The organism is Streptomyces sp. GL_141 (assembly GCF_057834385.1).
In genome coordinates this window covers 2,931,841-2,945,810 of record NZ_CM174402.1, presented here as the reverse complement: position 1 = coordinate 2,945,810, position 13,970 = coordinate 2,931,841, and the positions used below count along the sequence as shown (strand labels likewise).

9 protein-coding genes are annotated in these 13,970 nt (G+C 70.8%); 8 read left to right on the top strand and 1 reads right to left on the bottom strand.

Annotation, left to right across the window (positions count from 1 at the left end; genetic code table 11):
* Positions 1–66: 66 nt before the first annotated feature.
* The 6 genes from AC3IX6_RS12430 to AC3IX6_RS12405 all read left to right on the top strand — a co-directional run bounded on the left by AC3IX6_RS12430 (position 67) and on the right by AC3IX6_RS12405 (position 10,396).
* Positions 67–1,635, top strand: a complete 1,569-nt coding sequence (locus AC3IX6_RS12430; protein WP_489370174.1) for a class I adenylate-forming enzyme family protein — start codon at positions 67–69, stop codon at positions 1,633–1,635.
* Between the two features lie 216 nt (positions 1,636–1,851).
* A complete protein-coding gene (locus AC3IX6_RS12425) occupies positions 1,852–2,784 on the top strand; it encodes an aromatic prenyltransferase (protein ID WP_489370173.1) in 933 nt (310 codons plus the stop codon).
* Between the two features lie 96 nt (positions 2,785–2,880).
* The gene (locus tag AC3IX6_RS12420) at positions 2,881–4,647 is read left to right on the top strand and encodes an FAD-dependent monooxygenase (RefSeq protein WP_489370172.1); all 1,767 of its coding nucleotides are present in this window, start codon (positions 2,881–2,883) and stop codon (positions 4,645–4,647) included.
* Between the two features lie 103 nt (positions 4,648–4,750).
* Positions 4,751–6,295, top strand: a complete 1,545-nt coding sequence (locus AC3IX6_RS12415; protein ID WP_489370171.1) for an FAD-binding oxidoreductase — start codon at positions 4,751–4,753, stop codon at positions 6,293–6,295.
* A 132-nt stretch (positions 6,296–6,427) separates the two neighbouring features.
* Positions 6,428–8,065 (top strand): prenyltransferase/squalene oxidase repeat-containing protein, encoded by a 1,638-nt coding sequence (locus AC3IX6_RS12410; RefSeq protein WP_489370170.1) that lies wholly within the window; start codon positions 6,428–6,430, stop codon positions 8,063–8,065.
* A gap of 219 nt (positions 8,066–8,284) precedes the next feature.
* Complete coding sequence (locus AC3IX6_RS12405) at positions 8,285–10,396, top strand: MMPL family transporter (protein WP_489370169.1); 2,112 nt, start codon at positions 8,285–8,287, stop codon at positions 10,394–10,396.
* An 86-nt stretch (positions 10,397–10,482) separates the two neighbouring features.
* Here AC3IX6_RS12405 and AC3IX6_RS12400 read toward each other — a convergent pair whose 3' ends face one another.
* The gene (locus tag AC3IX6_RS12400) at positions 10,483–11,595 is read right to left on the bottom strand and encodes a polyprenyl synthetase family protein (RefSeq protein ID WP_489370168.1); all 1,113 of its coding nucleotides are present in this window, start codon (positions 11,593–11,595) and stop codon (positions 10,483–10,485) included.
* Positions 11,596–12,254: 659 nt separating this feature from the next.
* Between AC3IX6_RS12400 and AC3IX6_RS12395 the strand changes: the two genes are divergently transcribed.
* Both AC3IX6_RS12395 and AC3IX6_RS12390 read left to right on the top strand, forming a co-directional pair.
* Positions 12,255–12,812, top strand: a complete 558-nt coding sequence (locus tag AC3IX6_RS12395) for a cupin domain-containing protein (RefSeq protein ID WP_489370167.1) — start codon at positions 12,255–12,257, stop codon at positions 12,810–12,812.
* A gap of 15 nt (positions 12,813–12,827) precedes the next feature.
* The gene (locus AC3IX6_RS12390; RefSeq protein WP_489370166.1) at positions 12,828–13,964 is read left to right on the top strand and encodes a DegT/DnrJ/EryC1/StrS family aminotransferase; all 1,137 of its coding nucleotides are present in this window, start codon (positions 12,828–12,830) and stop codon (positions 13,962–13,964) included.
* Positions 13,965–13,970 lie beyond the last annotated feature (6 nt).

Sequence of the window (13,970 nt, the reverse complement as noted above, 5' to 3'; positions counted from 1 at the left end):
GTGTCGTTATACAGACCGCCGTTGACCAGTGAACACCGGAGCGACGCGGGTCTGGACGGAGGTCTCATGAGGCGGAATTCGATACACAAGCAAGGTCTCTATCTCGGGTCCGTGCCGGAACGGGCGGCGGTCGCGAACGGCTCGACGCCGCTGACCCTCGATCACGACCTCGACGTCCTGCCCGAGGCGGGCCGGCACCTGACGGTGGCCGAACTCGCCGGGCACGTCGAGGACCTGGCGGGCCGGATCGCGGCCGCCGGGGTGAAGGCCGGTGACCACGTGGTGGTGCACAAGGCGGCCAACTTCGACGTCTGGCTGCTGGCCACCGCCGTGGCGCGCACGGGCGCGGTCCCGGTCATGCTGTCGCACACGCTGGACGGCCCGACCCTCGCCGCCCTCATGGAGCGGCTCGACAAGCCGCACCTGCTCACGGACGGCCCCAAGCTGGAGGCGCTGGCCGGGCTGCCGCTCGCCGAGCTCACCCGGGGCGTGATCAGCGTGGGCGAGTCCGCCCCCGGAGTGGTCTCGCTCGCCGAGCTCGCCGGGTCCCCCGGGGTACGCCCCGTGCTCCAGGGCCTGGACGAGCCGGCGATGATCACCCACACGTCCGGTACCACCGGGATCCCCAAGCTCGTGGTGCACACCCCGCGGACGATGCGCGCCCGGCTGCGGCCGCAGCTGGTCCTGCTGGCGCTGATGCGGGGGCGCGAGACGGTCGCGATCCACATCGCCTTCGGCCATTCCCGGATGTTCGCGGCGATGGCCCTGTGCCTCGCCAAGGGCATGCCGGTGCTGCTGGTCAACCGCGGCGCCCCCGAGGAGGTCGCCGAGTTCTTCCTGAAGCACCGGCCCGGGCTGATCGAGGCGCTCCCCAACTCCTTCCTGGCGTGGGAGAACCTGGCCGACGATCCCCGCAAGCCCTTCGCCTCGGTGAAGTACTTCAGCAGCACCTTCGACGCGATCCACCCGAGGACGGTCCGCCGGCTCCTCGGGGCCTCCGCGCGCCGGGCGCAGTTCTTCCAGATCTACGGGCAGAGCGAGGTCGGCCCGGCCGTCGGCCGGCCGTACTACCGCTGGTCGGCGCACCGGATGGACGGGCGCTGCGTGGGCTACCCGCTGCCGGGCAGCGCGCGGGTGCGGCTGGTGAGCCAGAACGGCAAGCGGCCCTCCGCGCAGAACCCCGGGCTCATCGACGCCCGTTGGGACGGCATCGCCAAGACGTACCACGGCGAGCAGGAGCGCTACGACGCCAACGTGCACGACGGCTGGTGGCGCACCGGGGACGTCGGCTACCGCAGCAAGTTCGGCTGCCTGCACATGCTCGACCGGGAGATCGACATGATCCCCGGGGTGGGCAGCAGCCTGGAGATCGAGGACCTCGTGCTGGACAAGCTGGAGGAACTGGTCGAGCTCGTCGTCGTGCTGGGCCCGGATTCCCGGGGCGTCCCGATCGTCTGCACGCACGGCGACGAGCCGCTCGACCGGGACCGCTGGCGCACGGCCGTGGCCGCCTATCCCCAGCTGGCCGACCCGATCCAGATCCCGCTGGCCGAACTGCCCCGTACGGCCACGATGAAGACGCGCCGGGTGGAGCTGTCCCGCCGGCTCGAGGAGAAGCTCCTGTCGCAGGGCTGATCCGACCGGCGGCCGGGCGGCCGCGGGCCGCGCACCACGCTCCCGGTGGACGGGTCTCGTACGAGGGGCCCCGGTCCGCCGGGAGCTCGGCATGCCTGCGGGCAGCGGCTCCCGGCCTGCGGGATCGCCGCCAAGTCGGCGTCAAGTCGCGGAACAGTGGACGGCAAGATCGGTGTCGGAGTCTTGCCCACATGAAGCGTCAAGATGATGACAGCCATGAGTGAGGCGACCGGGGGCACCGAAGAAAGCCCGGTGCACGTTCTCTACGCGGCCATCGAGGAATCGGCCGCCCTGCTGGACGTGGAGTGCGCGCGGGACAAGGTCCTGCCCATCCTGGACATGTACGGCGACGCCCTCGCGCAGGCCGTGGTCGCGTTCCGGCTCGGGACGGGCCAGAAGCACGAGGGCGAGCTCGACTGCCGGTTCACGACCCCGCTGGACGTGGACCCGTACGCGCTCGCCGTGGAACACGGTCTGACCCCGCGGACGGACCACCCCGTCGGCGCCCTGCTCTCGGACATCCGGGACAACTGCCCGATCGACAGCTACGGAATCGACTTCGGCGTCGTCCGCGGCTTCAAGAAGATCTGGCTGGTCTTTCCCCGGAACGACCTGCAGGCGATATCGAAGCTCGCCGGAATTCCGTCGATGCCGCCCAGCCTCGGAGAGAGCATCGAGTTCTTCGACCGGTACGGCATGGGCGAAACGGTCGGCCTGCTCGGGATCGACTACCGGAGCAAGACCGTCAACGTGTACTTCGGCGAGCCCCCCACGGGCGGCTTCGCACCGGATGACGTGCGGTCCATGCTCCGCGAGGTCGACCAGGCGGAGCCGAGCGAGCAGATGCTCGAACTCGGCCGGCAGGCCTTCGGCATCTACGTGACCCTGAACTGGGATTCCCCGAAGGTCGAGCGGATCTGCTTCGCCGTGGCCACCGAGGACCCGACCTCGCTGTCCGTCCCGCTCGACCCGAAGGTCGAGCGGTTCGTGAAGCACGTACTGGCGGCCGATCCGGCCACGAAGTTCGTGTACGCCGTCGCCTCCCAGCCCGACGGCGAGTACTACAAGCTCCAGTCCTATTACCGGTGGCAGCCCGGAGTGCTCGACATCATGCAACTGGAAGACGGGGCGCTGGAAAGCCCGGTCTAAACGGCGTCCGGTTTCACGGCGTCCGGTTCAACGACCCTCCCTCACGCGCGCATTGCTCATTTCGGGCTGTCATTTTCTGGAAGGACGAAGACGAACATGGGAACCATCGAAGTTCCGGTCCTGATCGTGGGCGGGGGCGGGACCGGTCTGTCGGCCTCCGCCTTCCTGTCCGACCACGGGGTCGGCCACGTGCTGGTGGAGCGCCGCGCGGACACCTCGCGGCTGCCGAAGGCGCACTACATCAACCAGCGCACGATGGAGGTCTTCCGCCAGCACGGTCTGGACGGGGAGGTGCTCGAACAGGGCGCGCCCCTCGAGAAGTTCGGCAAGGTCCGCTACCAGACCACGCTGACCGGCGCGGGCCCGCTGGACAAGCGGCTGATCCACGAGATGGACGGCTTCGGCGGCGGCGAGCTCAGCGAGACGTACGCGGCGGCCGGCCCCGCCCTGTCGGCGAAGCTGCCCCAGGTGCGGCTGGAGCCGATCCTGCGCGAGCACGCCGAGCGCCGCAATCCCGGACGCGTCCTGTTCGGCCACGAGCTGACCTCGATCTCCGAGGAGGGCGACCGCGTGACCGCCGAGGTCCGCGACCTCGAGACCGGCGAGATCACCACGGTCGTGGCCCAGTACGCCATCGCGGCCGACGGCGGCCGCACGGTCGGCGCGGCCCTCGGCGTGAACATGCAGGGCCTGCCCTCCCTGTTCGACGCCACGACGGTCTACTTCTCCGCCGACCTGTCGGAGGTGTGGAACGAAGGCTCGCTCATCACCTGGTTCCTCAACCCCTACCGCCAGGACCTCTCCAGCGCCCTCATCGAGATGGGTCCGACCTGGGGGAAGAACTGCGAGGAGTGGGGTCTGCACCTTTCCCTCGTCGGCGTCGACCGCACCGACCCGCAGGCGGTGACCGCCCGGATCCGCGAGGTCCTCGGTCTGCCCGAGCTGGACGTGACCCTGCACGACGTGACGAGCTGGACCGTGGAGGCGGTGCTCGCCGAGCACTACCGCTACGGACGGGTCTTCCTCGCCGGTGACGCCGCGCACCGCCAGCCGCCCGCCGTCGGACTCGGCCTGAACACCGGCATCCAGGACGCGCACAACCTCGCCTGGAAGCTGGCGGCGGTCGTCGCCGGCAAGGCTCCCGACAGCCTGCTCGACACCTACGAGGCGGAGCGCAAGCCGGTCGGCCAGTTCAACCTGGGCTGGGCCATGTCCGCGGCCTCCCACCACCAGGTCGTCATCGACGGGGCCATCGGCCTCGGCCAGCACATCCCGGCGGAGCGCCGTACGCCGGTGTTCTTCGGCTACTTCGCCCCGACCCCGGTCGGCGCCGCCCAGCGTCAGCGGGCCGCGGAGATCTTCGCGACCCACCGCGGCGAGTGCCAGGCCCACGACGTGGAGATCGGCTTCGCCTACGAGGCGGGCGCGGTCGTCCCCGACGGCAGCCGGCCGCCGGCCCGCGCCGCCCTGGGCGACGTGTACGAGCCCACCACCCGCCCGGGCCACCGCCTGCCGCACGCGTGGATCGAGCGGGACGGCCGCCGGCTGTCCACGCACGACCTGACCGGTGCCCGGACCGGCTTCGTCCTGATCACCGGCCCCGAGGGGACGGCCTGGTCCGAGGCGGCCGCCCGGGCGTCGGAGACGTTCTCGGTCCCGGTCGTCGCGGTGTCCATCGGCGAAGGCGCGGAGTACGCCGACGCCGACGGCGCGTGGGAGGCGGTCCGCCAGACGGCCGCCGACGGCGCCGTGCTGGTCCGGCCCGACAACCACGTCGCCTGGCGCAGCGCGGGCGGCGAGGAGAACCCGGCCGAGGCCCTGGCCGCCGCGCTCGCGCAGGTCCTGGAGCAGAAGGCCCCGTAGCAGGGCTCGCACCAGGGAGGGCGCGGGCAGCGCCCTCCCCCGAGTGCCCCGGCACTCACCCGTCCGTACGCAAGATCACCTGGTGGAAGAGGCAGTGCAGCACATGATCGATCGCAGAAAGTTCCTTGTCGGCGCCGGCGGAGCCGCCCTCGCCGCGACCGGCGCAGCCGCCGTGTTCCCCGCTTCCGCCTCCGCTTCCGTGAGCTCCCGGACCCGGTCCGGCATCCGGTGGGGCCGACTGGACGAGCGGCTCAGCGGACACCTGGTCCTGCCGTCCGACGCGGACTACCAGCGTGCCAAGCAGCTCTACCAAGTGCAGTTCGACGCCGCGAACCCCCGCGCGGTGGCCTACTGCAAGAGCCCCTCCGACGTGGCGAAGTGTCTGACCTTCGCCCAGCACCACGACATCGAGGTCGCGGCGCGCAGCGGCGGCCACAGCGCCGCCGGCTACTCCACGACCCAGGGCCTCGTCATCGACGTGTCCGGGCTCAACGAGGTCACCCTCGGCGCCGGCAACGGCACCGCGCGGATCGGCACCGGCGCGCAGCTGGTCGACATCGCGAACACCCTCGCGCCGGCCGGGCTGGGCATATCGGGCGGCTACTGCCCGACCGTCGCGGCGGGCGGGTTCTTCCAGGGCGGCGGCATGGGCCTGTTCACCCGGCACATCGGCATGGCCTCGGACAAGGTCACCGCGGCGAAGGTGGTCCTCGCCGACGGCCGCATCGTGACCGCCTCGGCCGAGCAGCACCGGGACCTCTTCTGGGCCCTGCGCGGCGGCGGCGGCGGCAACTTCGGCATCGTGACCTCCTACGACGTCACCCCCTCGCCCCTCACCAACGTGTCGGCCATCAATATCGTCTGGCCCTACGCCCAGGCGCTGGAGATGCTGGACGGCTGGGCGAAGTGGCTGGTCGACGCGCCGCACTCGATCGGCAGCGGCATGAACGTCACGCTCACGGACGCCGCGCCCGGCACCGTCCCGACCGCGTCGATCTTCCTCGGCTCCGTGGACACCGGTCCCGCCTTCGACGAGGAGATCGCCCGCCTGCTGTCGATCGTCGGTGTGCCCCCGGTGTACAAGCAGAAGTTCACCGCCCCGTACAAGAACGTGATGATGCAGCTCTACCGCTGCGCCGAGCTCACCGTGGACGAGTGCCACCGCGACGACACCAGCCCCGGCGGCAAGGTCCCGCGCGCCGCGTTCGGCGCCTGGCGCAGCCGTCTGTTCAAGCAGACGATGCCGCGCGAGGGCTGGGCGAAGGCCCTGGAGGTCTTCGAGAGCGACCGGATGCCCGGCCAGATGCGCCAGCTGCAGATCTCCGCCCTGGGCGGCGAGGCCAACAAGGTGGCGCGCACCGCCACCGCGTACGTGCACCGCGACACCCTCTTCTCGGTCAGCTTCCTCACCGCGAACGCCGTCGCGCCCGTCGCCGACGAGGCCAAGGCCTCGGCGAACCGCTGGGTCGACGCGGGCTTCGCCGCCATCGACCCGTACTCGAACGGCGAGACGTACCAGAACTTCATCGACGCGCGGCTGCCCGACTGGGAGCGCTCGTACTACGCCGAGAACTACCAGCGGCTGCGCACGGTCAAGGCCAAGTACGACCCGTACAAGTTCTTCCAGTTCGCCCAGAGCGTCCGCTGATCAGCTGATCAGGGGCCCGGCCGGCCGTGTCCTGGGGCGCACGGCCGGCCGGGCCGCCCGGTGGCGCGCCCCGGCATCCGGTGCCGATCCGAACCCGATCCCGCTCCCCAGCCGTTCAGATAGGAGCATTCCGTGTACATAGCGGATCTGGAGTACGCGGCCCCGATGCCGTGGCCCGCCGAAGTCGACCCCGATCACGTGCGCGAGGCCACGGACCGGCTGATCGCCCACGTCGCCGGCCGGGTCGACGCCGACGGCGCGCTGCGCGAGGAGTGCCAGAGCAGGGTGCTGGAATCGGCGCTCGCGCTGTCGCTGATGACGCGCACCGGTACGGACTCGCCCGCCCGGGACCGCCTGCTCGACTTCCTGCGGGCGCACCGGGACACCCCGGACAAGCTCGAACGCGTCCTCGCGACGCTCGCCGTCGCGCGGGCCACCGGCCGGACCTCCGCCGGTGACGCCGAGCTCGTCGCCAAGCTGACGGAGGGCGTGCTCGGCGACGCCCCGGGGTTCATCTCCGCCCGCCGCCGCATGATGGTGTGCGCGGTGCTGTCCGTGCTCGGCTGCCCGCTGCCGCCCGAGGTCCTGGACGCGGTCGCCGACGAGGTCCCCTCCGACCCCCTGCACTCCTGGGCCGCCGTACAGCAGGCCTCGGTGACCCTGATCCTCGCCGCCGCCGCGGGGGTGGACAACGAGGTCACCGCCGCCGCGCTGGAGACCCTGGCCGCCACGGACCCCGCGACGACGGTGTGGGAGGGCTACGCCCTGATGCACCTGCTGGTGCTGCACGGGCTAGCCGGCTTCCCGGGCAACGAGGAGACCGTGCGCGGCGGGCTGCGGACGCTGCTGCGCCACCAGCGCGCCGACGGCGGCTTCCCGTTCGTCCTGGAGATGCACAACTGGTGCACCTCGACGGCCGGAACGGCCCTCGTCGCGGCGGGCGCCCCGACGGAGCTGCTGCGCCGGATGGCGGGGATGCTCGTCGACCACCAGGGCGGCGCCGCGCCCGCGTCGCTCTCCCGCGGCGCGACGCTCACCGACGGCTGGTCGATGTCGGAGATCGTGGCCCAGAACGACGTGGACGACACCTCGTGCGCCCTGGAGTTCCTCCAGGCCATCGACCCGATCGCCTACGGGGACTCCGTGCGGCGCGGGGTGGAGGGGCTGCTCGCGGTCCAGGGCGCCGACGGCGGGTTCCCCACGTACGTCGCCGGGGCCTCCTCCGAACCGTGCATGACGGCCGCGGCCATCTGCGGGCTCGCCCCGCACCCCGACACGCTGGCCGCCCGGCAGCGCGCGCTGACCTTCCTCACCGAAAGCCAGCTCGACGACGGCGGTTTCGAGCCGGGCTGGAGCCGCAGCCGGCTGCACACGATCTTCCGTGCGCGCCTCGCCGCGTGCACCGCGGGCCCGCAGGACCACCACGTGGCCCGCATGGCCGAGCGGATCGAGCGCACGGTGCTCGAGACGCAGAACGAGGACGGCGGCTGGGGAATGCAGCCGGGCGACCCCAGCGACGACATCAGCACCGCCTACGGACTGATCACGCTGTGCTACGGGACCGACCACCGGCCCATCGGGCGCGCGCTGTCCTGGCTGCTCGCGCACCAGAACGCGGACGGCGGCTACAGCGGCCCGCCCGACATGGTCGGCCCGCGCCCGTTCCCGTACAGCTTCCCCATCCTGACCGACGCACCCGTGCTGCTCGCCTTCGGTCACGTCCGCTCCCGGATCTGGGACACGGCTGCCGTGCTCCAGGGAGCGAACTGAGCCTCGGGACATGACCGTTCGCGCCGTGTTTGAGGAATCGCCCACTCAATGTCACCACGGCCGGTGAAAGCACCTGGGGAGGAGGAGGTCTTGGACCTCCTCCTCCCTTCGTGCGGGGTCAACGTGCCCTAGCCTCATGACCGTTAACGACTCAGAAGCACCATCGCGACGCTCTTTCCCCTTCGATTTACCCTTCGACGGAAGACCGAGGAAATTGACATGATGCGCAAGATAGCGGCCCTGCCCAGTGGAAGGCTGGGCAAATGGGTCGTCATCGCACTCTGGGCGGCCCTGCTGGTTCCGGCCCTCATGCTGGCCGGAAAGCTCGGTGACGTCGAAGAGAACGACAACTCGGCCTGGCTGCCCGGCAATGCGGAATCGACCGCCGTCGTGGAGCGGGCCGAGAAGTTCATGTCTGCCGACACCCTGCCCGCGGTCGTGATCTACGACCGGTCCGCAGGGGTCACCGATGCCGACCTGGCCAAGGCCAAGGCCGACGTCGAGGCCTTCAACGGCATCGCGAACATCGTCGGGCCGGCCCAGGGGCCGGTGAAGTCCGAAGACGGCAAGGCCATCCAGACGGTGGTCCAGGTCAAGAAGGACAAGTCGGGCTGGGAGGGCATCGGCACGGTCGTCGACGCGATGACCGAGGTCGGCAAGAAGAACGCCGACGGTCTCGGCTTCCACGTCGCCGGCCCGAGTGGTTACGCGGCCGACTCGATCAAGGCGTTCAGCGGGGGCGGGGCCCTGACGACGATCACCGCGCTCGTGGTGGTCGCGATCCTGCTGCTGACGTACCGGAGCCCGCTGCTGCCGCTGTTGCCGCTGCTGACCGTGGGCGTCGCCCTGGTCACCTCGGAGGCGGTGATCTACGTACTGGCGAAGAACGCCGGCCTGGTCGTCAACAAGCAGACCAGCTTCATTCTCACCGTCCTGGTGTTCGGCGCCGCCACGGACTACGCGCTCCTGCTCATCTCCCGCTACCGGGAAGAGCTGCTCCGGCACGAGGACCGGCACGACGCGATGGCGGAGGCCCTGTACCGCTCCAGCCCCGCGATCATCGCCAGCGCCGCGACCGTCGCGGTCAGCCTGATGCTGCTGATGCTGGCCACCCTGAACTCCACCCAGGGGCTCGGCCCGGCCTGCGCCGTCGGCGTCCTCGTCGGCCTGCTCGCCATGATCACCCTGATGCCGGCCCTGCTCGTGGCCTGCGGCCGCTGGATCTTCTGGCCGGTGAAGCCCACGTACGGGGCGCCCGCCACCGCCGAAAGCGGAATCTGGTCCCGGGTCGGCACCGCCGTCTCCGGCCGGCCGCGGCTCGTGTGGATCGGCACCGCGCTGGCGCTCGCCGTCATGGCGCTGGGCGTGCTCGGCCTCAAGGCCGACGGGCTCGCCAACAAGGACCAGTTCACCAACACCCCGCAGATGGCCGTCGGCGAGAAGATCCGGGCGGAGCACTTCCCGGCCGGCTCCGGCGACCCCATCTTCGTCGTGAGCAAGGCCGCCTCGGCGGAGCAGGTGCGGACCGCGCTGCTCACCGTCCCCGGCATCGCGAGCGTCACGCCCCCGACGGCCAAGGACGGCGAGGCCGTCATGCTCGGGGAGCTCAAGGACGACCCCAGCAGCACGACCGCGATGAGCACCGTCGAGAAGGCCCGGGACGCGGTCCACGCGGTCGAGGGCGCCGACGCCCAGGTCGGCGGCAGCTCGGCGGTCATGCTCGACACCCAGACGGCCGCCGCCCGCGACTCCAAGGTGATCATCCCGATCGTGCTGGTCGTGGTGCTGCTGATCCTCATGCTGCTGCTGCGGTCGGTGGTCGCACCGCTGCTGCTCATGGGCACGGTGGTGCTGTCCTTCGGTGCGGCCATCGGTGTGAGCAGCCTGGTGTTCAACCACGTCTTCGGCTTCGCGGGCGCGGAAGCCTCCTTCCCGCTGCTGACCTTCGTCTTCCTGGTCGCGCTCGGCATCGACTACAACATCTTCCTGGTCACCCGGGTGCGCGAGGTGTCGATGGAGGAGGGCACCCGGCGCGGCGCGCTGCTGGGCCTGTCCACCACCGGTGGTGTGATCACCTCGGCGGGTCTGGTGCTGGCCGGCACCTTCGGGGCGATGGCCTCGCTGCCGCTGGTCTTCGCGGCCGAGCTCGGCTTCGCGGTGGCGTTCGGCGTCCTGCTCGACACGATGATCGTCCGCTCGGTGCTGGTCACGGCGCTGACCCTGGACGTGGGCCGCTGGATGTGGTGGCCCAGCAAGCTGTTCCTGCGGGAGGACGACCCCGAGCCCCTGGTGGAGACCCCCGACCTGGAGCCCGCTCTCGGCGGTAAGTGACGACACCCCGCACAGGCGACACACCGCACACACGAAGGGCCTCCCGGCAGCCGCCGGGAGGCCCTTCGTGGTGGTGCGCCGCCGGCTCAGCGGTCGCGGTAGGCCACCTGCTCGGCCATCTTGACCAGGCGCTTGTGCCAGTCGTCCGCCAGCGGTGCGTCGTCGAGGGCCGCGCAGGCCGTCGCGACGAGCTGGTCGATCTGCTCCTCGACCTCCTGGCGGACGCCGGAGGCGAGCAGGGCCGCGCGCAGCTCGGCCGGGTCCCAGCCGCCGGTCCTGCCGTCCTCCACCAGCCGGGCCACCCGCTCGTCCTTGGTGGCAGCCAGGGCCAGCAGCAGGGTCATCTTGTGCTCCACGAGGTCCAGCCCGGCGGGCTTGCCGGTCGCCACCCCGTCCCCGAAGGCGTCGAGCAGGTCGTCGCGGAGCTGGAAGGCCTCGCCGGCCGCGACCCCGTACTCCTCGAAGGGGAACTGGAGTTCGGGCCGTCCGGCGATGGCTGCCCCGAGCGAGAGGGGCCGGTGGATGGTGTAGCGGCCGGACTTGCAGACGGCGACCCAGCGGGACAGCGCCGGATCGGCCGTCAGCTCGGCGGCGAGGGCGATGTCCAGCTGCTGGCCGATGATCACCTCGGTGACCAGGTCGTTCCAGATCCGCAGGGCCGGGCCGGCCAGCCCGCTGGCGAGCCGGTTGGCGTAGCTGAGCGCCAGGTCGCCGGCGAGGATGCCGATGCCCTCGCCGAACCGGCGGTGCTCGCCCGCCCAGCCGTGCTCCGCGTGGAGGGCGGCGTGCTTGGCGTGCACGGTGGGAGTCCCGCGCCGGGTATCGGAGTTGTCCATGATGTCGTCGTGGATGAGGGCGAACACGTGCAGGAGTTCCAGGGCGGCGGCCGCCGCGACGACCGTCGCCGTGCCCTCTTCGTCCCCCTCGTCCGCCGTGCCGCCGGCCGCCAGGTAGCCGCTCACGCAGAAGGCGGGGCGCAGCCGCTTCCCGCCCGCCCTGACGATGTCCGCGACCGCCTCGACCGGTACCGCCACGCGGGCGTCCACGGCCCCCCAGTGCTCGGCCTCGGCCTTCAGGAGGTCATCGATCGTGACGCTGACCCGGGCCAGCAGCCTGTCGCAGGCGTCGCGGTCCACGCCGGAGCTCCCGGTGGGGGCCTGCGGCGTCGGCCGGTCTAGTTCCGCGGGAAGTTTCAACACGACGTTCTCCTTGGCAGTCACTTCGGTTGGGATGTCGCCGAACCCGAGGGCCGCGGGCCGCTCGACGGCCGGGAACTCATGAATTCGGGCCGCAGGATTTCGGTCTTTCCGAGCCGTGACGGTCATCTTCGGTCAAATGACTTGCCGGGGACTGAGGGGCGGGTTGGTATTGGCTTGGAGGCAAGCCGATTCCAATCGGGAGAATAGTCGCGGCCAAGTCCGCGGTTGGCGGACGGGTGGACGATCCGCTGTAATGCGTGATGCCGTCCGGAGTCGTCCCAGGCCGGGCCGGCGCCGGTCCGGACGGCTGCCGGGCTGCACCGTGCCCTGTGAACACGCCTTCGTGTACGGCGAGTTGAGTCAACGTGTCCGGAAGCCGCCGCCCGCCGGGACGGGGCTCCGTCCCGGCAACGGATATCGCCCAATTCGGTGGGCGCGGCACTGCGTCAATTCGGCTTGGGGAATTCTAGGCGGGCGGAAGGGAGCCCTTGACGAATCCGTCGCGGCTCGGTGATCCTCTTCGTGCAACCCATTGATCGGAGCTCCGGACGAGAGGGTTCCGATGTACGGGAAATGAGGGGGCGGTGTAAAGCCGTCAAGCGGGTCGGGTCGCTCGCTCTCGAGCGGGAATTCGCACAGACTATGAGGAAATCAATCACATGAGCGGGCTCATTGTTCCCCCAGGCCAGGGGCGAAAACTGGTCACGAAGGCACAGGACGTGACCTTCAAGGTCACCGCGGCGGACGGCTCTTCCATCTCGGTCTTCGAAGTGATCGTGCCGCCGGGCTTCGACGTCGGCGCGCACACGCACACCAAGTCGCAGGAGTTCTTCTACGTCCTGGAAGGGGAGTTGGAACTCCTGGCGTTCGAGCCCGCCGAACGCACCACGGACACATGGCGCACCTGGGAATCCGCCGCCGGGGACAAGGCCGTCCGCGCGACCGCGGGCAGCTGCATGTTCGTCCCCCCGGGCACCCCGCACGCATTCCGCAACGCCTCGGACGAACCGGCGCGCATGCTCTTCCAGAGCTATCCCTCGCCCGACCACGAGCACTATTTCGACGAGATCGTCGAGATCTTCTCCGCCGGCCCCTCGGTGGACGCCGAGGCGGTCCGGCTGATGCGCGAACGCTATGACGTCAACCAGATCACGCCCCTGCGCTTCGAACCGCCCGTCCTTCCGAATCTTCGGTCCTCGACCGACCGCACGGCGTAACGAGAGGTGACCACCATGGACAGGATTCCCCTCGTTCACGCGAGTCTGGGAGAGAAGGAACTGGCCGCCGTCGCCGAGGTGTTCTCCTCGGGCTGGCCGGCCGGCCAGGGCCCCCAGGGCAAGGCCCTGGAGGCCCAGCTCGTCGAGCGCTACGGAGTCGGTGACGCCGTCTCGCTCAGCAACTGCGGCGCCGCGCTCCACCTGGCGATGCTCGCCCTCGGCGTCGAACCGGGCGACGAGGTGATCGTCGCCGACTACACCTTCCCGGCCCCCGCCCACGCGGTGCGCTACGTCGACGCCGTGCCCGTCTTCGCCGACGTGCGCGCCGACACCGGCACCGTGGACCCGCAGGCCGTGGAGAGCCTGATCGGGCCGCGGACCGTCGGCATCATCGCGGTGGACACGGTCGGCCTGCCCGCCGACTACACCGAGCTGAACGCGATCGCGGACCGCCACGGCCTGTTCGTGGTCGAGGACGCCGCCTGCTCGGTCGGCGCCACCTACCAGGGGCGCCAGGCCGGCACGCTGGCCCCGGTGGCCTGCCTGTCCTTCCACGGACGCAAGGGAGCCAGCAGCGGCGAGGGCGGCGCGCTGCTCTCCGCCGACCCCGTGATCGGGCAGGACGCGCGGCTGCGGTCCTCCTTCGGCATCGGCAGCATCTTCGACCAGTCGCAGATCGTCGGGCTGCCGATCCCCGAGTTCACCGACATCGGCTACAACTACAAGATGTCCGACATCGCCGCCGCGATCCTGCGCGTGCAGATGGGCCGGATCGACGAACTGCTGGTCCGCCGCAGCACCATCGCCGCCCAGTACGGCGAACTCCTCGCGGAGGAAGACCTCCTGACGCTTCCTCACATACCCGAGGACCGCACCCACGCCTGGCAGTCCTACATGGTGACCCTGGACCCGCGGGTGGACCGCGCCGGGCTCGCCGCCGCGCTCCGCGCCCAGGACATCGGCTGCGGACACGGCACGTGGGCCACCCACGTGCAGCCGGTCTACCAGTCCAAGCGCAAGTGCCCGGTCTCGGCCGATCTCTTCCAGCGCAACCTGGCGATCCCGATGCACGCCGAACTGACCGAGGCGCAGGTCGAGCGCGTCGTGAGCGTCCTGCGGACCGAGCTGCGCACCCACGCGCGCGCCCGCTGAACCCCG